The 22144-nt window shown below is 71.0% G+C and carries 20 protein-coding genes and 1 pseudogene; 4 read left to right on the top strand and 17 right to left on the bottom strand.

Features of this window, described 5'->3' with window-relative positions:
- Window positions 1–19 precede the first annotated feature (19 nt).
- The 9 genes from DEJ48_RS02630 to DEJ48_RS02670 form a co-directional block, all read right to left on the bottom strand.
- Window positions 20–940 (bottom strand): branched-chain amino acid transaminase, encoded by a 921-nt coding sequence (locus DEJ48_RS02630; protein WP_150214090.1) that lies wholly within the window; start codon window positions 938–940, stop codon window positions 20–22.
- Complete coding sequence (locus tag DEJ48_RS02635; protein WP_150214092.1) at window positions 937–2259, bottom strand: GNAT family N-acetyltransferase; 1323 nt, start codon at window positions 2257–2259, stop codon at window positions 937–939. Before DEJ48_RS02635 ends, DEJ48_RS02630 begins: the two co-directional genes overlap by 4 nt.
- Complete coding sequence (locus tag DEJ48_RS02640) at window positions 2256–3581, bottom strand: acetyl-CoA carboxylase biotin carboxylase subunit family protein (RefSeq protein ID WP_223831850.1); 1326 nt, start codon at window positions 3579–3581, stop codon at window positions 2256–2258. Before DEJ48_RS02640 ends, DEJ48_RS02635 begins: the two co-directional genes overlap by 4 nt.
- A complete protein-coding gene (locus tag DEJ48_RS02645) occupies window positions 3578–4681 on the bottom strand; it encodes an Ldh family oxidoreductase (RefSeq protein WP_223831851.1) in 1104 nt (367 codons plus the stop codon). Before DEJ48_RS02645 ends, DEJ48_RS02640 begins: the two co-directional genes overlap by 4 nt.
- Window positions 4678–6195, bottom strand: coding sequence for a GNAT family N-acetyltransferase (locus DEJ48_RS02650; protein WP_150214094.1), 1518 nt, complete (start codon window positions 6193–6195; stop codon window positions 4678–4680). Before DEJ48_RS02650 ends, DEJ48_RS02645 begins: the two co-directional genes overlap by 4 nt.
- Entirely contained in the window at window positions 6192–7502 is a 1311-nt protein-coding gene (locus DEJ48_RS02655; protein WP_223831852.1) for a KamA family radical SAM protein, read from the bottom strand. Before DEJ48_RS02655 ends, DEJ48_RS02650 begins: the two co-directional genes overlap by 4 nt.
- Window positions 7503–7564: 62 nt before the next feature.
- Window positions 7565–8602 carry an AurF N-oxygenase family protein gene (locus tag DEJ48_RS02660; RefSeq protein WP_150214096.1) on the bottom strand — a complete coding sequence of 346 codons (1038 nt, stop codon included), beginning with the start codon at window positions 8600–8602 and terminating at the stop codon, window positions 7565–7567.
- 50 nt (window positions 8603–8652) lie between these two features.
- Window positions 8653–9378: a TauD/TfdA family dioxygenase gene (locus tag DEJ48_RS02665; protein WP_150214098.1), complete on the bottom strand. Its 726-nt coding sequence runs from the start codon at window positions 9376–9378 to the stop codon at window positions 8653–8655.
- A gap of 424 nt (window positions 9379–9802) precedes the next feature.
- Window positions 9803–10012 carry a hypothetical protein gene (locus DEJ48_RS02670; RefSeq protein ID WP_150214099.1) on the bottom strand — a complete coding sequence of 70 codons (210 nt, stop codon included), beginning with the start codon at window positions 10010–10012 and terminating at the stop codon, window positions 9803–9805.
- Window positions 10013–10866: 854 nt separating this feature from the next.
- On the opposite strand from DEJ48_RS02670, the gene DEJ48_RS02675 reads away from it, so the two are divergent.
- The 3 genes from DEJ48_RS02675 (at window position 10867) to DEJ48_RS02685 (ending at window position 13738) form a co-directional block, all read left to right on the top strand.
- Complete coding sequence (locus DEJ48_RS02675) at window positions 10867–12204, top strand: MFS transporter (protein ID WP_150214101.1); 1338 nt, start codon at window positions 10867–10869, stop codon at window positions 12202–12204.
- A 112-nt stretch (window positions 12205–12316) separates the two neighbouring features.
- A complete protein-coding gene (locus DEJ48_RS02680; RefSeq protein ID WP_150214103.1) occupies window positions 12317–12502 on the top strand; it encodes a hypothetical protein in 186 nt (61 codons plus the stop codon).
- Between the two features lie 237 nt (window positions 12503–12739).
- Window positions 12740–13738, top strand: a complete 999-nt coding sequence (locus tag DEJ48_RS02685) for a LuxR C-terminal-related transcriptional regulator (protein ID WP_150214105.1) — start codon at window positions 12740–12742, stop codon at window positions 13736–13738.
- A 178-nt stretch (window positions 13739–13916) separates the two neighbouring features.
- Here DEJ48_RS02685 and DEJ48_RS02690 read toward each other — a convergent pair whose 3' ends face one another.
- The 8 genes and pseudogenes from DEJ48_RS02690 to DEJ48_RS02730 all read right to left on the bottom strand — a co-directional run bounded on the left by DEJ48_RS02690 (window position 13917) and on the right by DEJ48_RS02730 (window position 21551).
- A complete protein-coding gene (locus tag DEJ48_RS02690) occupies window positions 13917–15026 on the bottom strand; it encodes an aminotransferase class V-fold PLP-dependent enzyme (RefSeq protein ID WP_150214107.1) in 1110 nt (369 codons plus the stop codon).
- A 90-nt stretch (window positions 15027–15116) separates the two neighbouring features.
- A pseudogene (locus DEJ48_RS02695) lies at window positions 15117–15329 on the bottom strand (hypothetical protein); the annotation flags it as partial.
- A gap of 26 nt (window positions 15330–15355) precedes the next feature.
- Window positions 15356–17005, bottom strand: a complete 1650-nt coding sequence (locus tag DEJ48_RS02700; RefSeq protein ID WP_150220905.1) for a TlrC/CarA/OleB/SrmB family ABC-F type ribosomal protection protein — start codon at window positions 17003–17005, stop codon at window positions 15356–15358.
- A gap of 571 nt (window positions 17006–17576) precedes the next feature.
- Window positions 17577–17999 (bottom strand): peptidase inhibitor family I36 protein, encoded by a 423-nt coding sequence (locus tag DEJ48_RS02705; protein ID WP_150214109.1) that lies wholly within the window; start codon window positions 17997–17999, stop codon window positions 17577–17579.
- A 48-nt stretch (window positions 18000–18047) separates the two neighbouring features.
- Complete coding sequence (locus DEJ48_RS02710; protein WP_150214110.1) at window positions 18048–19139, bottom strand: helix-turn-helix domain-containing protein; 1092 nt, start codon at window positions 19137–19139, stop codon at window positions 18048–18050.
- 227 nt (window positions 19140–19366) lie between these two features.
- Window positions 19367–19966 (bottom strand): hypothetical protein, encoded by a 600-nt coding sequence (locus DEJ48_RS02715; RefSeq protein WP_150214112.1) that lies wholly within the window; start codon window positions 19964–19966, stop codon window positions 19367–19369.
- 204 nt (window positions 19967–20170) lie between these two features.
- On the bottom strand, window positions 20171–20686 hold the full coding sequence (locus DEJ48_RS02720) for a GNAT family N-acetyltransferase (protein WP_150220906.1): 516 nt from the start codon (window positions 20684–20686) through the stop codon (window positions 20171–20173).
- 499 nt (window positions 20687–21185) lie between these two features.
- The gene (locus DEJ48_RS02730; RefSeq protein ID WP_150214114.1) at window positions 21186–21551 is read right to left on the bottom strand and encodes a hypothetical protein; all 366 of its coding nucleotides are present in this window, start codon (window positions 21549–21551) and stop codon (window positions 21186–21188) included.
- Between the two features lie 51 nt (window positions 21552–21602).
- Here DEJ48_RS02730 and DEJ48_RS02735 point away from each other — a divergent pair, with 51 nt between their 5' ends.
- A complete protein-coding gene (locus DEJ48_RS02735; RefSeq protein WP_150214116.1) occupies window positions 21603–21983 on the top strand; it encodes a hypothetical protein in 381 nt (126 codons plus the stop codon).
- The last annotated feature ends 161 nt before the right edge of the window (window positions 21984–22144 follow it).

Raw genomic sequence — 22144 nt, forward strand, 5'->3', positions numbered from 1 at the left:
AGCAGGCGTACGGGGGTGGTCAGAGGTGGGTGAGCCAGCCGTGGGGGTCGGCCGTCCGGCCGTGGACCACGTCCTGGAACGCCTGGCGCAGTTGCCGCGTGATCGGTCCGCTGCCCGCTTCGGTGACAGGGCGGTCGTCGACCGAGGCGATGGGGACGATCTCGGCGGCGGTGCCGGTGAGGAACGCCTCGTCGGCGACGTAGAGCTCGCTGCGGGTCAGGCTCTGCTCGCGCACCTCGTGGCCGAGGTCGCGGGCGAGGGTGATGGCGGTGTCCCTGGTGATGCCGGGCAGGATGTTGTCGCTGACCGGCGGGGTGGTGATCACCCCGTCGCGTACGGCGAAGACGTTGGCGGCGGACGCCTCGGCCACGTGGCCGCCGGGGGTGAGCATGAGGGCGTCGTCGTAGCCCGCACGGATCGCGGCGACCTTGGCGAGCGCGGAGTTGACGTACGCGCCGGTGGCCTTGGCCAGCGGCGGCACCGCGTGCACGCCGTTGCGCTGCCAGCTGCTGACCATCAGCCGGCAGCCCTCCTGCTCGGCCTTCTCCCCCAGGTACGAGCCCCAGGGCCAGGCCGCGATGGCGACCCTGGCGCTGTCCAGGCGCGGAGCGACGCCCATGGTGCCGTATTCGAGGTAGACCAGGGGGCGCAGGTAGCCGCTCTCCAGGCCGGTGCAGCGCAGCAGTTCCAGGCATGCCTCGGTGAGTTCGTCGACGCTGTGGCCGGGGTCCATCAGGTAGACGCGCGCCGAGTCGTGCAGCCGCTGGAGGTGTTCGCGCAGCCGGAAGACGGCCGGGCCCCGCTCCGTCGGGTAGGCGCGGATGCCTTCGTAGACGCCCCAGCCGTAGTGCAGGCTGGGGGTGAGGACGTGAACCTGTGCCTGGTCCCAGGGGACGAACTTGCCGTCCATCCAGATGTCGCTGGTGGGCGTGAGCTTCATCGTGCGGCTCCGTGAGAGATGGATGAGGGCGGGAGGGTTCGGGAGGGGACCGGGGTGGCCGGGCTGCCGACGTGCTCCAGCCGGCGTTCGATGCTGCGGGACTGGAGGTCCAGCAGCCGGCGGAAGACGTCGGCGTCCGGCCCGTGGAAGGCGAACCAGCCCCAGCGGGGGCGCAGCGCGCAGCCGCGCTGGAACTTGGCCTCGTAGGTGGCGAGTCCGTAGTGGATGCGGCGGATGCCGTTCTCCAGTGCCCAGCGGGCGGTCTCGTGGTAGGTGAGGGCGAGGTAGCAGCCGGAGGCCTCCGGGGCGAAGCCCACGGTGCGCAGGAAGAGGGCGTCGCCCGCCCTGAGGTACAGCGCGAAACCGAGCACGCGGTCCTCGTGGACGGCGCCGAGGACGACGCACGAGTCGCCGATCTCCTCGCGCAGGGCGTCGAAGTCGCGGCGGACGCGGTCGTGTCCGCCGGGCAGTCCGTACTTCGCCCGGTGGGCCACCTGGAGGGCGGTCACCGTGTCGTCGAGGGCTTCCGGTCCGGTGGTGGCCACGGTGCGGAAGCCGCTGTTCTCGTAGGCGGTGACCTCTTTGCGCAGTCCTCTGCGGCGGCGGCTGCTGAGCCCGGCCACGTACTGCTCCCAGTCGTCGGCGCCCAACTCGTGCACGGCGTCGGCGCCGAGGAGCGTCGCGTGGTAGCCGGCGTGGATGGCGGCGGCGTCCACCGCCTCTGCCTCGGGCTCACCCACGTAGAGCAACGCCGTGCTGCGGCAGCCGAGTTGGTCCGCGATCAGCTGGAGGAGGACGGGGAGCGCCGTCATGACCGACCGGCGCTGCTCCGGAGAGCGCCCGTGGGTGTGGGCCACGCCGTGATGGTTGCCGAAGGTGGCGAGGGCCAGGGAGGGGTAGTGGTCGGCGCGGCCCTCGGGCAGGGAGGCGGTGAGGCGGTCCCACTGTTCGCGCTCGGCCTCGTCGAGGAGTTCGGGCTCGGCCATGGGTGAGGCGGTGCCTGCCAGCCTCGGGGCGTCGTAGAAGAGCAGCCCGCCGGGCTTGTGGGTGACGAGCAGCGTGGCCAGGGCCACCGGTCGGTCCTCTTCGAGCACTTGGAGGCAGTGCGTCTCGTGGAGGTCGGTGCGCGCGGTGAAGCGCAGCCAGCGGGCGTCGTCCCAGATCAGATCGGTGCCGCCTTGCCCGGTGGCGTTCTGCTCGGCACCGTTCTGCTCGGTGGCGTCGTGCCCGGTGCCGTCGTGGTGTGCCGGGTGATGGCTGGGCGGGAGCAGCCGGGCCGTGAACGAACCGTGGTGCGCGGTGGCCGCCGTCGTGGTCATCGCGCCCCTCCCGCGGTGCGGCCCGAGGTGGCGGGGACCGGCGCGGGCGGGTCGGTGTCGTACCGGCCGGGCTCGCTGTCGTACCGGCCGGAGTCGGTGTCGTACCGGCCGGAGTCGGTGTCGTCCCAGCCGAAGCCCGCGCCGACCAGTCGTGCGGTGGCGGCGAGTCTGCTGTCCAGGACGGCAGGGTCGGGGTCGGTGAGCACCCAGGTGGCGAGGAAGTCGCCGGACTTGCGCAGCCGGTAGCGCTCCCCGCTCCAGTCGTCGCCGACCCGGGTGTTGAGGACGAAGTCCGTGGTGCCGGGCGGCGGTTCGGGCAGCCGCAGGACCCGGCCGTGCTTCGGCGGGATGCCGCAGAAGGCGGCGCGGGGGGCGGTGCGCGCATGGTCGCGTACGGCGTCGAGCGCGACGGGCAGCCCGCACTCGACGCGGGCCCACAGCTCTCGCGGGTCGGTGCCCAGGATGTGGCGGAGCATGGCGGGGATCGGACCGCCGCCGATCCGGGCGGCCACTTCGCACAGCACGATCCGCCCGCTGTCGGTGACGAAGAACTCCGCGTGCGCGCAGAGGGTGTCCGGCGACGGCAGCGCGTCGATCAGTCGCCATGTCTCGCGGACCAGGCGCTCGTGGAGCGGGTCGGCGGGGTCGAGGTTGCGCGAGCCGAGCGGGGCGTCCTCCCAGTGGGTCAGACACCCGGCACCGGTGTACCGGGAGGCGACGGCCGCGACGGGCTCGCCCTCGGCCCGGAAGACGTCCACGTGGTGCAGGGTCCCGTCGATGAACTCCTCGACCTCGTACGAGCCGCCCGCCACCTGCTCGGCCAGTGCGTCCGCCTGGCCGGGTGCGTCGAGCACGTGCACGCCCGTCGATCCGGAGCCGCTCCTCGGCTTGACCACGACCCGGCCGGGGTGAGCGGCCATGAAGTCCGTGATGTCGTCCACGCCTGCGACGGGCGCGAAGGCGGGGACGGGCAGGCCCGCGGCGCTCGCGTACCGCTTCATCAGGACCTTGTCGCGGTACGCGGCGGCCGCGGTGCTGTCGAGGCCGGGCAGGGCCAGCTCGCGGCGCAGCAGGGCGGCACGCTCGACGTCGGCCTCGGCCAGCGCCAGTACGGCACGGGGGCGGTGTCTGCGGGCCATCTCACGGGCGGCGGTGAGCACGGCGTCGTCGTCGGTGTAGTCGGGGACGGTGACGACCTCCGTGAAGCCCTCGCCCACGGGGGCACCGTCGGCGGTGAGCGCGACGAGCCTGCCCGCCTCCTCCGGCAGCCACTGGGCGAACGGGAGCCCGGCCTGGCGGGGGCTGATGAGGACGAGGATCACGCGGACGCCTCCTCGGTCCCGGGGAGGCCGAGCCGCGCGGCGAGCTCGTCCAGGGCGGCGGCGGTGCCCGCGTCCAGGGGGATGCCGTGGGTCTCCCGGTGCCGCTCGTGGGCGCGTTGCGGGTCACCGGGAGCCAGCACGGGCCGGTCCGTCGCGGCGGTCGCGGTGCGCACCGTGGTCAGCAGGTCCGTCAGGCCGGTGGCGAAGCCGTCCGCGCCGGTGAACGCGCCCGGGTCGAGGGCGAGTACGAGGTGTCCGATGCCGCGGCTCGATCCGGCGCCGCCCTCGCCGACCTGGGAGAGCCGCCAGTCGGGTGCGGTGCCGGTGAGCACGGCGCCGAGCAGGGTGACGGCCATGGCCAGGCCCTGCCCCTTGTATCCGCCGAGCGGCGAGAGCGCGTACGCCTCATCGGGGTGCGTGGTGGGCCGCCCCGCGCTGTCGGTGGCCCAGCCGTCGTCCAGGCCGCGCCCTTCGGCCCTGCGCTGCTTCACCTCGCCGAAGCAGACCTGGCTGGTGGCCATGTCCAGGGCGAATTCCTCGTCGCCGCCGCCCGCGGCGACGCTGATGGGGTTGGTGCCGAACAGCGGCTCGACGCCCCCGTACGGTGCCACCCGGGAGGCGGCCGAGGTGACGGCGATGCCCACCAGGCCCGTTCGGGCCAGGGTGCGCGTGTAGACCGAGGCGGCCCCGAAGTGGTTGGAGTTGCGCACGCCGACGGCGGCCACCCCGTACCGGGCGGCCCGCTCCGCCGCGAGGCGTGCGGCCCTCAGTCCGGCAAGGACACCGAGCGAGCCGTCGGCGTCCAAAAGCAGTCCGGCGCCCTTGTCCCGCACCACGGTCGGCTCGGCCGCCGCGCGGGCCACTTCGGTGGACAGTTCGGTGAGGTACTGCGGAAGCAGGCGCAGGCCGTGCGTGTCGATGCCGCGCAGCGAGGTGGTGACCAGCGCCTCGGCCACCTGGTCGGCCTGCTCCGGGGGCAGGTCCGCCGCGATGAGTGCCTCGCGGGCCAGTTCTCGTGCCTGTCGTGAGTGGATGGTGCGGCGCGTGGCGGGCGGCGCGGGCTCGGCTCGGGGTGTCCCGGCCGGGGCTTCGGTGGTCAACGGGTGCTCCTGTGCACGAAGTGATGGGGACCGGCCCCCGGCAGGTCCAGGGGCCGGCCGAGGACGTCGAAACGGTGCTTGCGGTAGAAGCCGAGGGCCGCGTCGGGGACGTGGCCCCAGACCGTTTCGGCGCCGTCCAGGGCCGCGACGGTCAGGGCGGTGCGCAGCAGCGCACTGCCCGCACCCGTGCCGCGGACCTCGCCGAGGGTGGCCATGCCGTGCAGGCGCCGGGCGCGGCCGGGGCGCGGGTTCGGCAGGTCGTGGCCGGCCGGTGGGTCCTCGGCGTACAGGGAGACGGCGCCCGCCTCACGGCCCTGGAGCAGCACCGCGAGGTGCCGGGTGGCGGGGTGTGCGTCCTGCGGGTGTTCGTCCCGCGGGTGGCCGGCGCCCGGCATGGCCGGTGCGCAGCCCGGCACCTGACGGCGTACGAGGTGCGCACGCTCGGCCGGGACGTGGTGCACGTACCAGCCGTGGGCCGTGGCGTCCGGGAGGTATCCGGAGCCCGGGCGGTCGGGCAGTGCGACGTGGCCGGTGGCGTCGAGGCCGAGCCCCTGTCCGGTGTCCACCGCGAGGAGGTCGACCACGTCGACGTCGAGGTGGTCGACCAGACCGCCGAGGTGGGCGGTGGCCGTGACGCCCGCGGCGGACTCGGGCATGCAGCCGAGCATGGTGATCAGGCCGCGTTCCCGTGCGGCGCGCAGCATGGCCAGGGCCGGGGTGAGGCCACCCGCCTTCATCGGCTTGACGTTGATGCCGTGGAACGCGTCCGCGCAGGCGTCCAGGTCGGCCGGGGAGGTGATGCTCTCGTCGGCGATGACGGGGATCGGGCTGATCTCCTTGAGGCTGCGGGCATCGTCCCAGGCCGCGCGGGGGTAGGGCTGTTCGATCAGCCGCACTCCCAGGTCGTGCAGCTGAGGCAGGGCGGGGACGAGCCGGCCCGGGCCCCAGCCGCAGTTGCCGTCGATGAGGAAGGGTGCGTCGGTCTGGCGGCGCAGTTCGCGCAGGATGCCGAGGTCGCCGGGGTCCGCGAGCTTGACCTTGTACGCGCACCAGCCCGGCCGCTCGCGCAGTTTCCCGGCCATCGCCTCGGGGGTGTCGAGGCCGATGCTGTAACTGGAGCGCAGGTCGTGCGGCCGGTCCAGGCCCAGGGACTTCCACAGCGGTACGCCGAGCAGGCGGGCCCGCAGGTCGTGGAGGGCGGAGTCGAGTGCCGCGAGCACGAACGGGGAGTCGGGCAGCTCGGCGGCCAGCCGCTGCCAGACGATGTCGGCGTCGCCGTCCGGCCCGCAGACGTCGAGCGTCGTCAGCAGGGGCGCTGTTCGCCGCAAGTCGGCGTGCATGCGCTCCAGGCCGGAGTTGTAGTGGTCCGTCATGAAGCAGGACGCCTCGCCGTAGCCGGACACGCCGTCCTGCTCCGCCTCGACGATGACCGTGCGCGTGACCGGGATGGCCTCCCGCGCGGAGCGCCAGAGGTGACGTTGGGTCAGGCTGGTCTCGTGCGCGGTGACCCTCACCGGCCACCCGCCGGTGGCGGCTGGGACGCTTCGGGTTCCGCCTGCCCGGGGAACCAGGAGCCCAGCGCGGGGCGGAGGTCGTCGAACCACTCCGCCTTCGGGTCGTACCGCGCGAAGAACTGCCGCCCCACGAGCCGGGCGTCACGGGCCTGGAGCAGCCGCAGCGAGAAGACCCGCTCCCCCGCGACGTCGGTCACCGAGTCCAGCAGGACCTTCCCCGGCGAGGCCGACATCACCGGGCCCCGGGCGGAGCGGGCAAGCCCGGAGACGCCGCGGATGGCGTTGTTGTAGATGTCCAGCGCCTCGGCGAGCGGCACACCGAAGTAGCTGCGGGCGCCGGTGTCCCGCTCGACGAACATGTAGTACGGCACCACGCCGAGCTCCACGAGCTGCTGCCACATCCGTGACCAGGCGTCCGCGCGGTCGTTGACGTGAGCGATCAGCGGTGCTTGAGCGCGGATCACCGCACCGGTCGACCGCACACGGGCGATGGCCTCCCGCACCACCGGGGTCTCCAGCTCCCTCGGGTGGGAGAAGTGCGCCATGACCGCGACGTGCCGGCCGGCCGCGACACAGCGTTCGAGCAGCCGCAGCAGCTCGTCCGCGTCGGCGTCGCTGGTGAAGCGGGCCGGCCAGTAGGAGAGCGCTTTGGTCCCGAAGCGCAGCGTGCGCACGCTCTCCATGGCCGGGTCGAGGAGCGGCTCGATCCAGCGCTTCAGCACCGCGGTCTTCATGATCATGGGGTCGCCGCCGGTGAAGAGGACGTCGGTGACCTCGCGGTGGTTCGCCAGATAGCCGGTGAGGTCCTGGGGTGAGCGCAGCGCCTGCCGGAGTTCGGCCACCCCCACGAACTGGGCCCAGCGGAAGCAGTAACCGCAGTACGCGTGGCAGGTCTGGCCCTGGGAGGGGAAGACCAGCAGGGTCTCGTCGTACTTGTGCTGGAGCCCGTCGAGCCTGCGTCCGTCCAGCATCGGCACATTCGCCTCGAGCTGGTCGCCGGGGTGGGGGTTGAGCAGTTCCTGGGCGTCGGCGGCGGCCTTGCGCACGACGTCGCGCGGCGCCTCGCTGTCATGGAGGGCCGCGATGTTCTCGAAGACGTCCGGCGGGAGCATGTCACGATGCGGGAAGGTGAGCCGGAAGATCGGGTCGTCGGGCGCCGCAGACCAGTCGATGAGCTGGTCGGCGACGTACTCGTTCACCTTGAAGGGCAGGACGGAGGAGACGACCCGCAGGTCGCGCAGGTACTCCTCGGACATCCCGCGGTCGCGGGCGAGCGCCGCAAGGCGTTCGTGGGAGTAGGTCTTCACACGGAATCCTCATGGGTCCTCGGTGGCGGGGCACCCGCCACCGGTCGCGTGCCGGGGCAGCGTCAGTGGGCGATGTGGGAGCGGGACCAGTCGAAGTCCACCTGGTCGGCCACGTCCATCTGCTCCACCAGCTTGTGCAGTCCGGTGTAGTCGCGGACCAGCCGCGCACGGCCCGCGTCGGCCTGGCAGTCCGCGAGCATCTCGTGTCCGCCGTCAATGCCGACGAGGTCGACGATCCGGTGCCAGGTCGTGTAGTCGTTGGCCACGAAGGCGTCGAGACCCTGCATCAGCATGTCCAGGAAGTACCTGCGCTGGCGGGTGTCGAGGTGGTGGTAGACCATCTCGGCGAGCACGTGCGAGATGGACGCGTGACAGTACTCGTCGCGGTTGTGCAGCTTCGCGGTCGTGCTGTTGATGGGCTGGATCGTCGTGTCCTCGGCGAGCAGGTCGAGGTACGCGTTGATGGAGATCTCCGAGACCGTCGCGAAGGCCAGCGTCGTCAGGGACTTCTCCCAGCGCTCTCCCGCCCGGTCCCGCAGTTCCTGGTGGACGCGCGCGGTGTGGGAGAGCGGCAGCGCGTTGTCCGGCATGGCGTGCCCCCGCTTCCTGCGGGTCACCGCGCTCGCGTTGAGGTGCATGAGCGTGTGGTACTGCTCATCGACCATCGCCTGGGCCAGCGACAGGTTGAGCGCCTCCCCGGTGAGGCCCGGGTACTCCCCCTCCATGACCAGCGCGAACGCGGGGTTGGCCACCTTCTGCTCGGCCATGACGGTGTGCCGGTTGTACGCGATCCACGCCCAGCTCAGCAGTTCGGCCCGCTTCTCCGGGTCCAGGCCGCGGAAGGTCGGGTGGTCACGGAAGGGCAGGATCCGTTCGGGGTAGTCCGCCAGTGACAGGTCGAACAGTTCGTCGAGGTCGGGCTCTTCCCGCTTGACGGTGGCACGGCGGTGCCAGTTGCCGACGAGTCGGCGGATCACCGCGTTCTCCACCGGGTCGTTCGGGTCGAAGGTCGGGATGCCCTCGGGGAGCGGGGGGCCCGGGATCTCCTGCCCGACCGCGTCGTCGGGGCCGCCTTCAAGGATCGGGGTGTCGCTGTTCATCACATTCCTCACGGGGAGCGGTGCCTGCCGGCACCGCGGGTGGTCGGGGCTCAGGACTCCTGGAGCCAGTAGCGCGTCAGGTGGCGTCGCGCGTCGCTGTAGGAGGAACGGGCGTGCAGCATCCGCTGGTTGTCCCAGACGAGAATGGAGTCCTCCGGAATGAGGACGGACACCTTGTTGTCCCGGAAGAACGTCTCGGCCCGCACGGCCAGTTCGCGTCCCAGGGAGCCCAACGGCAGTTCGTCGGCGGGTACGTCGGCGTCCACCGGAGGGTCGTAGTGGCCGGCTGTCAGCAGGTTGTAGCTGAACCGGACGATGTCACGGCCCTCGGGAGTGCTCTCCACCACGGGGCGGCGCACTCCGGCGGTGCCGGTGCCACCGGTGTTGTGGCCGACCCAGTCGATGGCTTCGCCCTGCACCGTGCGACGCTCCTCCTCGCTGAGGGAGGCGATGAAGGCGTACGCGTCGGCGAGTTCGGTCTGTCCGCTGCCGCACTGTGCCTGGACCCGGCAGTGGAGAGCGAGGTAACGGGGCGGCGGGCTCCAGCCGGGTGCCTCGGTATGCACGAGGATGGTGTTGGTGCTCTTGGAGTAGCGCCGGTCCTCGAAGCCGGGGGCGGCCTTCACCTGGTAGCGCAACTGCCCGTCGTACTGCGGTATGAGGGCACCGAGATCCTGCAGGGCCGCGGCGGCCTGTTCGTCGGTGGTGATGCCGTCGAGCAGGGTGTAGCCCTGGTCGAGGAGTTCCTGGGTACGCGGGGTGACGACAGTGGTCATGGTCTGCGTTGCTCCAGTCAGTTCCTGGGATGGGGAGGCATGGGCCGGGCGCGGCGGCGGCGCGCGAAGCCGCCGCCGCCGCGCCGGGGGCGGGTTCCGCTGAGGGGTCCTCTGAGGGTTCCGCTGAGGTAGGGATGTGCGGCGCACGGCCGAGGGGCGTGCTCGGCGAACACGTCCCGGGGCAATGCGGGTGCCGGGCGGCTCGGCGCCGGCCAGGGGAGACCACTGCGGCCGGGGACGCGGCGCTACGTCACGGTGATCGGCCTGGGCCGCACGTCACCCCGTGGTTGGCGTGGGCCCGCACGTCCGTGCGCGCCGCTCACCCGTGCGGAGTGTCGCGGTAGCGGGCCGGAGCGTGGTCGCGTACGACGAGGGCGCCGCGCTCACCCGGCCCGCGGGGCGGGGATGGAGGGAGCGCCGGGGCTCAACTGCCCCAGGTCACATCGGCGCTGTGCATCACGCCTGGGATGAGCTGGGACAGGTCGCCCGCCGACGCGGTGGCGGCGGACGTGCTTTCGGAACGTACCTGGGCGGATGCCTGAGCACTGTCCGGGGAGACCGCCTGAGCCATGAGGAGGGCGCCGAGCGCGATGCAGCCGGCTGCGACGGTCCTGAAAGTCGGGGTGAGTCTCACGGAACGGCCTTTCGGTGAATTGCGTTCTGCTTTTCGGCGAAATCCCGGAAACCGCGCGGAGTGCTTTTGGCTCTCCCCGCCTCGCCGGTGCCCCTACTCTGACAACTCGCCGTCCCCTTCGGAAGGGGGATCCGGTGGACGGAACATGTTGTGTCCTATCCCGTCCACGGGTGACGGGGACGCCATGCGATCCCAGAACTCCGGAATCAGCACCACTCCGCAGGACGCCATCCGGAAGGGCGCCAAGGGGAAATGCGCGGCGAGTGATCGCGAGCAAAGGGCCGCGGCCCTCCGTTCCGCGACGGCCAGGCTCGGCGCGGTCAGGAAGAGGCCGACCACGGGCCCGCCGGGCCCGTCCGGGTCCACGCTGACGTGTTCCAGGCCGTCTCCCGGCTCAGCGCAGGAGGTCAGGGCGGCCCTCGTCCCCGCCGGCAGCGGCACATCAGCGGGCCCGTCCAGACGGACATGCACGAGATACATGGCTCCCCCTTCCCCCATCACCCCTCACAGAGCGGCCTCCGGTTCACCGGCGGTTGACACCCAAGCCGTCCGTCCGTCATCCGACGCACTATTGATACACCACCCGTAAAGCCGCGGTGCCCTTTCCCCGGGCCGCTGCCGGATGGTTCCGTGGCTGGCCGATGAATGCAGTGGCCGATACCGTCCAGGCCGAAGGGGTTGCTGGGGGCCGTTCGCCGATCGCATCGTGTTCTGAGCGTGCGACGCCAGGAATTCCATGGAGACCGGGAATTCAGGGCGGGTCGATGCCGTCATCCTCTACCGCTTCCCTTGACGCGACTCGTGCCTTCGCAGCCCGTAGAGAGCTCTGAACGACCGGTGGAGACGTAGCCTTCATGACGAATGCCTTGACCTCAGCAGCGCCCGGCCGCCCTTCGCCCCTGGCGTTCCGCGTCTTCCTCGCCGGGCAGAGCGTCTCGCTGATCGGCGACGGCCTCGCGATCCTCGCGATTCCTCTGCTCGTCCTCGAGGTCAGCGGATCCCCGTACGCGGCGGTGCTGGCCGCCATCCCGCGGACCGTCGGCTATCTGCTGGTCGGTCTGCCCGCCGGTGCGCTGGTCGACCGGCTGAACCCGCGTAACGTCATGCTGACCATGGACGTCGTACGGTTCGGGGTTTTCCTCACCCTCGCCGTACTCGCGGCCACCTCGCAGCTGACCGTCCCGGTGATCGTCGCCCTCGCGTTCGTCGCGGCGGGGGCCGGCGTGTTCTTCGAGACCGCGCTGACCGTGGCGGTGCGGGACCTGGTCGAGGAGGAACGCCTGGTCCGTACGAACTCGCTCCTGGAGGCCGCGAATCAGAGCGCGCAGATCGTCGGCCCGGGACTGGTCGGCGTGCTGTCGGCTCTCTGGGGCCTTCAGGTCGCCCTCCTCGTCAACGCCTGCACCTTCGCGGTGTCCTTCGTTTCCGTCCTGCACGTACTGCGCGGCAAGAGCCGCGCGAGCAGGACCCCCTCCCCGCCGCTGCGCGAGGCCCTGCGCGGAGTGCGGGGCGACCTGGTCGAAGGCTTCCGCTGTCTGCGGTCCCTGCGTGTCGTGCTCGTGGTGACCTGCCTGCAGGCAAGCGCCAATCTCTTCCTCGCCGTCGGTTACCTCCTGGTCTTCTACCTGCGCGACACCCTCCACCTCAGCGCCTCCGAGGCGAGTGCCGTCGTCGCGGCAGGCGGCGTGGGTGGAGTGCTCGGCACCGCGGTGGCCCTCCGTCTCGGCCGACGCATGCGGCACGAGACCCTCATCGCGCTCAGCGCGGCCTGTCTGGGGACCACCCTGGCGTCCCTGGGGGTGGCGACCTCCCTGGTCCCGCTGCTGGTGCTGAATTTGCTGCTCGGGGGTTCCACGGTGACAGCGGTGGTACTCATTCGCACGCTGCGCCAACGTCTGGTGCCACGCGCCCTGTTGGGCCGGGTCACCGCCACGGCCAAGGTGGCCGCGCTGGCGGCGAGCCCGGTCGGAGCCCTCGCGGGCGGTGCGCTCACCACGCTCAATCACGGCGATCCCCGCCCGGTGTTCCTGGCGGCCGGTCTCCTCAGCGTCCTGACGACCGCGGCCGCCTGGGCACTGGGCCTGCGGACCGGGTCGCACTCCGCGCCCGGCACGGAACAGGGGCCCACCGCGTCCGGGGCGTCGTCCGTCACACCGGTGCCGGAGGCCGACGGGACGGCCAAGGCGCCCTGACCGACGGCGTCACCTCTCCCACTCGCCCGCGCAGCGCCCGCCGATGGCCAAGCCGTCGTAAAGAATGCGCCTTCGCGGGCAGGTTCGATTACAGCCCCGCGCCTGGCACGACATGACGGGCACGAGCGAGCCGGAGGCCGCGCGCCCGCGGCCCGCGAAGTCGTCGCGGGCCGCCGACGGTTCGGCATCCGTCATGGTCAGCCCGGCCCTCCATGGCGCCGAACGGAGTCAGTACGTCCCGGACGATCTGTCGGCCGAACGGCGGAGCCGCCTGCACGAGGCCGCTCCCGCACAGTGACGGCCGGGTTCGGCCGCCCCGTACGGATGGGTTTGTGGGCCGAAAGGCGACCTTGACAAGATCACTCACGCATCGGAAGTTCATTCCATGCTCCATGCACACACCAAAAGTCGACGCACCGTGTCCGCACGACCACCCACAGGCTGATCGCCCGGTTGCCCCGACTGTCGCGGAAACCACCGCGCTCCCCTCCCCCACGCCTTTCCGGACACGTTCACCGATCGGGAGACACACCTCATGCTGGCCGCACTCGGACTCGACACGGACACCGAACGCGTCTACCGCGCCATGCTGGACCATCGTGACGACGGGATATCCGCCCTGTCCCAGCGACTCGCACTGCCGGAGGACCGGTTACGCAACTGCCTCGACCGGCTCCATTCCCTCGCACTCGTCCGACCGGCCGCCAAGGCCGACAGCACCTTCCGGGTACTGGGCCCGGAACAGGCCATGAAGCTGCTGCTCGCCCGCCAGCAGGCCGAACTCGCCGCCCATCAGGAACGTTTGGAGACCGCGAGGGTCGCGGCCGCGCAACTCGTCGCGGAGTGCGCCTCCTTGTACAGACCCTCGGCCGGCTTACACACCGAGGAGCTGACCGGCGCGGAGGAGATACGCGACCGGCTCGCCCGACTCGCCTCCGAGGTCCGCCACGAGATCATGACCCTCGCTCCGGGCGGCGCCCATGCGGAGAGCGACCTGCAGGCCAGCCGCAAGCCGAACGCGACCCTGCTGGACCGCGGTGTCACCGTACGGACCATCTACCTCGACAGCGTCCGCAACCACCAGCCCACACTCCGGCACGTCCAGTGGCTCCACGAGCGCGGCGGCCACGTCCGCACCGCTCCCAGCCTGCCGATCCGCATGATCATCGCGGACCGGACCGAGGCCGTCCTCCCCCTGGACCCCACGGACGCGAGCTTCGGCGCCGTGGTCCTCACGGGGCCGGGCGTCATCACGGCCCTGTGCGAGCTGTTCGACACCACCTGGCAGGCCGCGAACCCCTTGGTGCCCACGGTGGAACGGGACGCCGAAGGCCTCACCCCGCAGCACCGCGAGGCTCTGCGGCTGCTCTCCCAGGGGCTGAAGGACGATGCGATCGCCAAGCGCCTCGGCGTCTCCACGCGCACCGCGCGCCGCTTCGCGGCCGAACTCATGGAGGCACTCCAGGCACGCAGCCGCTTCGAGGCGGGCGTCCACGCGGTCCAGAACGGCTGGCTCCCCGCGCACCGCACCTGAGGGCCCGGCGGCGGGCGGGCCAGCCCCGCGGCGGGCGCGCCACCATTCGGCTGCCGGCGATCAACCGAGGGGCGCCCGTCGACTCGAGTCACCGCCCCTCGTCACACCCCCACACCTCTCGCCCCCGCACTCCTCGCCCTCCTCACACCCCTTCGCCCCTCGCCCGCGTCAACGGCCTTCACTGCAGCAGCAGTTCAGCCAAGCGGGCGAGGATGGCGTCGATCTCATCCGGTGTGAGGGGTACGAGTTCGAACAGCAGCTCCTCCGCATCCCGCCGACCGGGCATGGCCCAGATCGACGGTGACCCCGCTCGCAGCGCTTCGTCCAGAGCGGCCGAGTCCATGGCCGACACGGCGGGATCCACCACCAGCCGGGCGCGGGCGAAGGGCAGGCCGGTCGGGTCGGGGACGGACGACGCGGTGATGCCCCGGACGGCACCCGCCCGCTCGACGAAGTCCGCCACCTTGTCCGCCTGTTGCTGCTGCCACACCGCCATGTCCAGCTCCTGGCGCGCCTCGAGCGCGGCGAGGACGCCGATCACCGCCTCCTTGCTCGCCTTCATCGCACGGCCGATACCCCGTTCCTGCGCCCGCACCGCCGCCACCGGAGCAGACCGCCCCACCACCAGACCCGCGGTCGGGGAACCCAGGTACTTCTGACCACTGATGGCCACCAAGTCCGCACCGGTGGCCAGCAGTTCACCGACCCTGAGGTCTTGCGCGGCACCGTCGACGACGACGGGAACCCCGCGACGATGAGCGGCCGCCACGGCGTCGGCCGGCTCGGCGCCGGCCCCGCGCACGAGACGGGACGACACCAGCAGCAGACATGCGACGTCCTCTCGCGCGAGACCCGTCTCCAGATCGTCCAGCGTGAACCCGGCCTCCGTCCCCACGGGAACCGGAACCGCACCCGCCAGCCGGACGGCCTGCACGATGGAGTGTCCGTAGTTGACCGCGTGTCCCGCGGGAAGGACGACCGCGCTGGGCATACCGGTCGTATCCGGCAGCGCCTCGACGCGCTCCGGGGACTCCCCCGTCATCGTGGCGGCGACCGCAAGAGTGATCGCCGAGGCCGTACAGTGCACGACGGTCCCCGCCTCCGCGCCGGTGAACCGGGCGAGGGCCCGGTCGGCCGCCTCTTGCAATTCGTCCATCACGAAGAACTCCGACAGCGCCCCGGCGACCGCGGCGGCCACGCCGTCCCCACTGCGTGAGACACCAAGGGGCGTGTAGGGCCCTCGTGCGTTGATGATCCGGCTGAGTCCGTATGCGGTATGCAGTCCCATGGGTGCCATCCTCCCTTCCCCGGGGCGGTGTTCGCGGCCACCGCCGTCGCACCCGCCTCCCGCCGGCTCTGCGAGCCCCGTGCTGTCGGGTCAGGGGATGACCGGCACCGTCTCGGCGCTGTTGGTCGACCAGTTGGTGACGATGGGCTTGTCGACGGTGGCGGCCTCGGGCAGCTTCAGTTCGGTCGGGCTGGAGTCGTCCTCGGTCAGGGCGATGATGACGCTCTCGAACTCGGCGCCGCCGTCGGTGTCAGTGGACTTGGGGTTGATACCGGTATAGGCGACCGCGGAGCCGCTGAGCTTCGGTGACCGATCGAGGCCGCCGACTGTCATCCCACCGCATGCCCGACCCCCTTCGACAGTCCCAGACGCTCACCCTGGAACCGTGCTCGTAGTGCTCGATCATGTGTGACCAGCACGATGGCCCCCGGGTATCCGGCAAGCGCCTCTTCCAGTTCTTCGACCAGCGCCGGTGACAGGTGGTTCGTCGGCTCGTCGAGCAGCAGGAGGTCGGTGGGCTGTGAGACCAGTCGGGCCAGGTCCACGCGGCGGCGCTGGCCGTAGGAGATCTCACCCATACGCAGCCGCAGTTGTGCAGGCCGGAAGAGTCCAAGGGCGAGGAGCGCATCGGCGTGCTCGTCGGCAGAACCCACGCGGCCCAGTCCGAACGCCTCGGTCACCGTCAGGTCCGGCGGCCACGGCGTCTGGTCCTGACGCAAGTGGCCCACCCGGCCCGGCACCTGTACCGAGCCCGCGTCGGGCCGCAACTCACCGGCGAGCAGCTTGAGCAGCGTCGTCTTGCCGGCGCCGTTGGGGCCGGTGACGAGAAGCCGGCCGCGGCGGCCGAGGGACAGGGAGCCCAGGCGCAGGCGGTTCCCTACGCGTACGTCCGACAGCTGTACGGCGCCTGGCTTCGCCAGGGCGGTCTCGGTACTGTCCTGGGCGGTTCCCAGCGTCCCGATCTGCGCCGTGAAGGCCAGCGGATCCGGCGGCGGCGCCACAGGGTTCGCGGTCAGCCGCTCAAGGCGCTCGCGGGCGTTGCGGATGCGGGCCACTGCACCGTGCGCCCGGCCGCGGGCGCGGAAGCCGCCGTGTCCGAAGTTGGCGAGTGGCGCCTTTCGCGGGATGGCCTCGAGTCGAGCGGCGTGACCAGTCGCCAGCCGCTCGTTGCGGGCCAGCTCCGACCGCCACTCCTCGTACTCCTGAAGCCGGCGGCGGCGCTGCGCTGCCTTCGCCGTGCGGTAGCCGGTGTAGCCGTCGCCGTAACGGGTGACCTCTCCTTCCTCGACTTCCAGGACCGTGGTCGTCCAGCGTTCCAGGAAGACGCGGTCATGGGTGATTGCGAGCACCGTTCCTTTATGTTGCCTCAGTTGTGCCTCCAGCCACTCGAGGGCCTGATCGTCCAGATCGTTGGTCGGCTCGTCCAACAGCAGCAACTCGGGTCGGCCCGCGAGAGCGCCGGCCAGGGCAAGACGTGAGCGCTCGCCGCCGGAGAGGGTGCCCAGCCGACGGTCGCGACGCAGCGCCGGCAACCCGAGGTGGTACAACGCGACGTTCACCCGGTGGTCGGCGTCGTATCCGCCCCGCGCCTCGAAACGCCCCAGGAGCGCTCCGTAGGAGGCAAGTGCCTCGGGGTTGTCACCGTCACCGAGTGCCTGCTCGGCTCGGCGCAGTTCGACCTCCAAAGCGCGCAGGTCGGCGAGGGCCAGGTTGACGGCGTCCTGGACGGTGGCGGTCGCAGGCAGGGGGATGGCCTGGGGCAGATATCCGACGCCGCCGGGGGCGGTCACGGTCACTTCGCCGTTGTCCGGGCGCTGCTGCCCTGCGACGAGTTGGAGAAGCGTGGATTTGCCCGCTCCGTTGTCCCCGATCAGACCGGCCTTCTCGCCAGGCTTCAGCGTGAAGGAAACCTGATCGAGAACGACGCGGCCGGGGTAGTGCTTGGTGACATGACAGAGAGTGACTTGTGGGGTGTGCAAGAGCAGGGTCCTCCTGGCCACACGGGATTGAACCCGGGCCGGATCGAGGGCGGATGGCTGCACGGCGGGGCGCGTCGACGGCGGAGCATTTCTCGTTGCTCTACGCGGTCGGCGCCGGTGATCTCACAGGGAACCCATGGGGAGGACGGTACGCAGTGACACTCGATGACGCAAGACGGTACGTATCGTCTTGTATAGTGGGTTCGGTCACACACGGTTTGGCGTAGGTGTGCTGTACGACCGTGCGCGCTGGGTCCGTGTCCACTGCGTGAGGCACACCAACCCGAGGGCGTACGTCAACGTAGAGCCCCGAAGCGTTGATGCGTATGCGCAGCCGTGACGCGTGACGACGGGCGTCGAGCAGATCTCGCGCCGGTACGGTTCGAACTGCTCGTCGCACGGACGACGGGCGCCGCGACCGCTCGCCGAACATCCCCTCGATACGGGCCGGGAGGGGACGGCGGGCGGTCCGCCCACTGCCCCCTCCCTCCCCTCCGTGGCGTTCCTCCTCTCTTCTCCCCTCCCTCCCTCAACTGGACCGGGCAGGCACGCGCATCGGCGCGTCGGGCTGTCAGCAGTCCGCGAAGACGGCGCTCATCACGTCGTTGTGCCCGGACGCGAGGTTGCCCTGGAACCAACCGGGGACGGTGCCCAGGTACCCGCTGTAGTCACTGTGCTTGTAGATGTGGATCCGGGTGGGCGTGCGGTTCCAGGCCGAGCTCGCCCGGTCCTCGAACCAGGAGGGCACCTTGTGGTGGCCGCAACTGGGCACCACCCAGAGCCAGCCGCCGCCATTGGAGTTCTGGAAGAAGCACGAGCCGCTGCCACACTCGGACCAGGCCCGGGCGCCGTAATCCTTGCCGCTGACCCAGTACAGGCCTTCCACGCCCGGCATCTCGGTGACGCTGGACTCCTCGGCGCTCGCCGCCGTCGGTGCGGCGAGCGCGAAGGCCGCCGCCATCGCCGCGACGGTCGCCGCGATTCTCTTGCGCATGTCCCCTCCTGAAGTCACGGGTCCTGAAGTCACTGGAACGCTGTGCGTTCACTGTGGACCGTGGCGGCCGGGGGATCGTCGGCAACGAGCGCACGCTTCCTGGGCATCCAGCGCACGCGCCCGTGCCCGGGCCCCCGCCCGCACCTCGCCCGGCGGGACTCCGTACGCCTTGCGGAAGGCGCGGCCGAAGTCCGCGGGATGGCGGAAGCCCCAGCGCGCGGCCGTCGCGGCGAGGGTGCGGTGGCCCAGTGCCGGATCGGTCAGGTCCGCGTGGCAGCGTTCCAGGCGCAGGCGCCTGATCATGGCGCCCACGGTCTCCGGCTCGTGCCGGAACAGCAGGTGGAGGCTGCGCACGGAGATGTGGTGCTGGGCGGCGATCGCCGCGGGGACCAGTTCGGGATCGCCCAGGTTGTGCTCGATGAACAGCTTGATCCGGGCGCGCAGGACGGCTTTGCGCGTCTCCGGGGACAGCGTGTCCTGGGCGCCGAGCCGCCCCGCGAGGACGGTGGCGGCCAGATCGACCCCGATCGCGCCCAGCCGGGCCAACTCCGCCGGATCGCAGGCGTGGGCGGCCGTCGGCAGCCCGCCGAGGTACGCCCCGAGCAGTGCCGCCGACCCGGACCCGGGCCGGGTGGACAGCGACTCGGCCAGGAGCCGGTCCGCCCGGCCGCCGGCCAGCGGCAGCGCCGACCGCGCCAGCCGCAGCAGCGTCAGCCGGGTCTGCCGGCCCTGGTCGAGGAAGTCGCTGACGAGCGGCGCCGAAGTCGAGAACAGGGCCATGTCACCGGCCTCGAGGCAAGCCACGCTGTCGGCCTGTTCCAGCCGAACAGGGCTGCCCTGGACGAGGACCAGGTAGTACTCCTCCGGATCGTGGCGCCGGATCTGCAGGGGTGAACGGCGTGCGGTCATCGGGGAGAAGGTGAAGGTCGCCACCTGGCTGTGCGGCATCCCCACGGCCTCCACGCTGCCTCTGAAGCGTGCCGCGTGCGGGCTGCGGATCGTCACCGGCATGACCTCGTCGCCGACCATGTCGGACCACCAGCCGAACCGCTCCGCCGCCGGGACCCCATCGGTGTTCGCAGAGACCACGGGACCTTCCGCGCCGTCGTCGGCCTGCCGCGTCTCATTGATGATGGACATTCAATGATGCTCGCGGCCGGGTACCCACCGGGAAAGCCGAGCACCGGCCAGGAGGCGCCGGTTTTCCTCCTTTCCGGCCGCAGCGGCCGTCGCGGAGCAGTCGCAGCACTGGCTGGTTCCGCAGCAGGCGCAGCAGTGGCTGGTTCCGCAGCAGGCGCAGCAGTGGCTGGTTCCGCAGCAGGCGCGAGGAGGTGAACGGCATCCGGCAGAAGGACACGACCGTGCGGCTACTGGCGTTCCGCTTCCAGGCGGTCGATCTCCTCCTGCACCTTGCGCGTAACCGGGTTGCTGCGGCGGTCGCGTTCGCCGAGAACCCTGAGCACCGCCCGGCCGTCTGCGGCAACGACACGTATCAGCGGCCACATAGCCACCCAGGCGACGCCGAGAACGACGCAGAGCATGCATATGTCGTCCGCCAGAGGATGCATCGACCCGGGATCCCGCAAGGCGGACAGAGCCACCACCATCGCCACCACTTGGGCCCCCATGACGGTCGTCCACAACAAGAGAGACGCCAGCCGCACCCAGTTGTCCAGCCCGGCGGTGCTCCACCCCGCCTTCACTCCCATCCGACGCGCCGCCAGCCTTGCGAGCCACGGATACAGCTCCACCCAGGTCAGGACGAACCGCAGCCGAGCAATCCTCCGGTCCGTCTCATCCCAGTCGGGACGTTCCTCCATTCCCTGCACCCATGCCTCGGCCATACGTTGAGCCCTCTCACGCCTGAGACGCTCGTGTCCCCCGACCTCTACGACTGCCACCAGGAGCACCACGGGTGCCACCGCCGCCACGGTCGCGGCGAACGCCTCTGTCATCTCTGCTGCCATCCCCACTGCTTTCCGCAGGAGAGTCGAAGCCATGCTCCGTCGAGTCCGTCAGGCCTGCCTGATTCCCGGATTCCGCCCTCACTCCCGTCCCCGCCCTCGCCCACCATGGACTTCGCCAACTCGGCGCGCACCCATGGCATTTCGATGCTCATCCCCCCATGGTGCCGTGCCCCACTGACAATCCCGGTGCGAGTCGGCGCCCAGTCAGTCGACGGTCGGGCTGCGGCGCTCGATGAGCACCACGTCGCGCCAGCGGCCGAGCTGCTTGCCGATCCGCTCGCGTGTGCCGAGCACACGGAAGCCCGCCCGCTCGTGGAGGGCAAGGCTGGCGGCGTTCTCGGGGAAGATGCCGGACTGGATGGTCCAGATCCCGGCCGCCTCGGTGGAGTCGATCAGCGCCGCCAGCAGCGCTGCCGCGATCCCGCGCCCGCGGGCGTCGGGACGGACGTAGACGGAGTGCTCGACGACCCCGGCGTACGCGCATCGGTCGGAGACCTGCGAGGCGGCTACCCAGCCCAGTACGGTGCCGTCGCTGTCACCGTCGCCGTCGCTGTCGCTGTCGCTGTCCAGCGCGACGAAGCGGTGGCCGGGCAGCTTCGCTGCGTCGAAGGCCTCCCAACTCGGCGCGCCGGTCTCGAAGGTCGCGTTCCCCTCATCGATACCGGCCTGGTAAATCGCCAGGACCTGCGTGGCGTGCCCCGCTGCCATCGGCACGACCATCATGCCGGGCGTACTTCTGCTCACTGCCGTGTGCTCCTGGAGAGGTGGTCGCGGTCAGGACGCCGCCGGGCTCAGGGTCAGCAACCGCCCCATGGCCGCAGGGACAGAGGACTCCGTCCGGTAGTAAACCCAAGTGGCGCGCCGGGTCGCCGAGTCGCCGAGTGCTTGGAACATCCGGGCTGCCGTCCCAGTCGCGGGCGGATATTGGCCTGGAGAAGAACCCCGTCGTCAACGCCACACGCCGGCACCGTCTCACCACGGAAACCTCAACGCGGTGCGCGCGGGTCGCGCTCCCTGCTGACAGTCTGGCCCGACCTGCGGCCCGATGGTGGCACGATTCGCGAATGTCGACCCGGTGCTATCCGCAACGCGCGACCCGCAACCTGCAACCTGCAACCCGTATGTCAGCTTGCTGGCCCAGGCAGCAGCAAGCTCCCGCCCGGCACCGAGTGAGAGCCTGCTGCCCACCTGCCCGGGGCAGGCGGGCAGGCGGGCGGAATCAGTTCAGCGCGGCGGACGTCTGGTAGTAGAACGTCACCCTGGGCCAGCCGCGGGAAGCCGCGAGTTTGTTGAGCGCCTCCGCGATCTCCAGCGGGCTGATCTGCTTCGCCGCGGGAGCGTTCTCGATCCTGATGCTGAAGGAGATGTCCATCATCGCGTCGATGTCACCGATGCTGGTGCTCCCCGTGAACTGCGTGCCGTCTGCCGTCTCTACGGTCTGCGCCCCCGCCGCGGACTTGTCCGCGCCGTCCGCCTTGGCAGGTGCGGGGTCGGCGGCCTGGGCCGTGCCCGCGGAGGCCAGTGCCGCACCCGCGGCGGCACTGCCCGAATAACCCAACAGGGCTCGTCTGGAAACTCCGGACATGTCGAACTTCCCCCTCCATGATCGTACGGATCTCCCCCCTGGAGACCGACTGTGATCGTAGAAGCAAAAACCATGAAGCGGGAGAGAATGGGATCATCCGTTTGTGCTCGCCGCATCGCCTTATCGCTGCATCGCCTTATTGCTGCATCGCCGCATGCCTATACCACCTCGCATCAGGACGCGGCGGCGGGTGACCGCGGCGATGTCGGCGCAGTCCCGGTCCTGAGCGATAGCGATGCGCAGTTCGTCTGCCTCCTTTTCGGCGAGCATGCCGGCGGCGCACGCAGTGATGGTCTGTTCGCAGGTTGCGACCGCTTGGCGCGGGCAGCCCGTCGCCAGGACGCCGGAGGCCGCGACCAGGGCGACGGCCCGGACGGTGGAGCGGGGCGGGCACGAGCCATCAAGACGTTGTTCTCCCTGTTACAGGGCTGACTCAACTGACCGCCCCGACCGGAAGACCCCAGGAGACACCGCTTGGACGCGTGCGAGGGCCGCCCCGTGTGACAATCCGAGAGGCGGCCGTAATGCACCGAAATGAGCAGAATGGCGCTCTCTTGCGTGCTGCCGCCACCGGAACACTTCGAGGCACGTCC

Source organism: Streptomyces venezuelae (assembly GCF_008642315.1).
GTDB classification, from domain to species: Bacteria; Actinomycetota; Actinomycetes; order Streptomycetales; family Streptomycetaceae; genus Streptomyces; species Streptomyces venezuelae_D.

Coding starts and splice junctions, on each gene's coding strand:
- DEJ48_RS02690 (WP_150214107.1), bottom strand. CDS start 15,026: ATGGGACTGCATACCGCATACGGACTCAGCCGGATCATCAACGCACGA.
- DEJ48_RS02705 (WP_150214109.1), bottom strand. CDS start 17,999: ATGCGCAAGAGAATCGCGGCGACCGTCGCGGCGATGGCGGCGGCCTTC.
- DEJ48_RS02665 (WP_150214098.1), bottom strand. CDS start 9,378: ATGACCACTGTCGTCACCCCGCGTACCCAGGAACTCCTCGACCAGGGC.
- DEJ48_RS02680 (WP_150214103.1), top strand. CDS start 12,317: ATGACGGGCACGAGCGAGCCGGAGGCCGCGCGCCCGCGGCCCGCGAAG.
- DEJ48_RS02730 (WP_150214114.1), bottom strand. CDS start 21,551: ATGTCCGGAGTTTCCAGACGAGCCCTGTTGGGTTATTCGGGCAGTGCC.
- DEJ48_RS02675 (WP_150214101.1), top strand. CDS start 10,867: ATGACGAATGCCTTGACCTCAGCAGCGCCCGGCCGCCCTTCGCCCCTG.
- DEJ48_RS02660 (WP_150214096.1), bottom strand. CDS start 8,602: ATGAACAGCGACACCCCGATCCTTGAAGGCGGCCCCGACGACGCGGTC.
- DEJ48_RS02715 (WP_150214112.1), bottom strand. CDS start 19,966: ATGGCAGCAGAGATGACAGAGGCGTTCGCCGCGACCGTGGCGGCGGTG.
- DEJ48_RS02630 (WP_150214090.1), bottom strand. CDS start 940: ATGAAGCTCACGCCCACCAGCGACATCTGGATGGACGGCAAGTTCGTC.
- DEJ48_RS02710 (WP_150214110.1), bottom strand. CDS start 19,139: ATGTCCATCATCAATGAGACGCGGCAGGCCGACGACGGCGCGGAAGGT.
- DEJ48_RS02635 (WP_150214092.1), bottom strand. CDS start 2,259: ATGACCACGACGGCGGCCACCGCGCACCACGGTTCGTTCACGGCCCGG.
- DEJ48_RS02720 (WP_150220906.1), bottom strand. CDS start 20,686: ATGGTCGTGCCGATGGCAGCGGGGCACGCCACGCAGGTCCTGGCGATT.
- DEJ48_RS02685 (WP_150214105.1), top strand. CDS start 12,740: ATGCTGGCCGCACTCGGACTCGACACGGACACCGAACGCGTCTACCGC.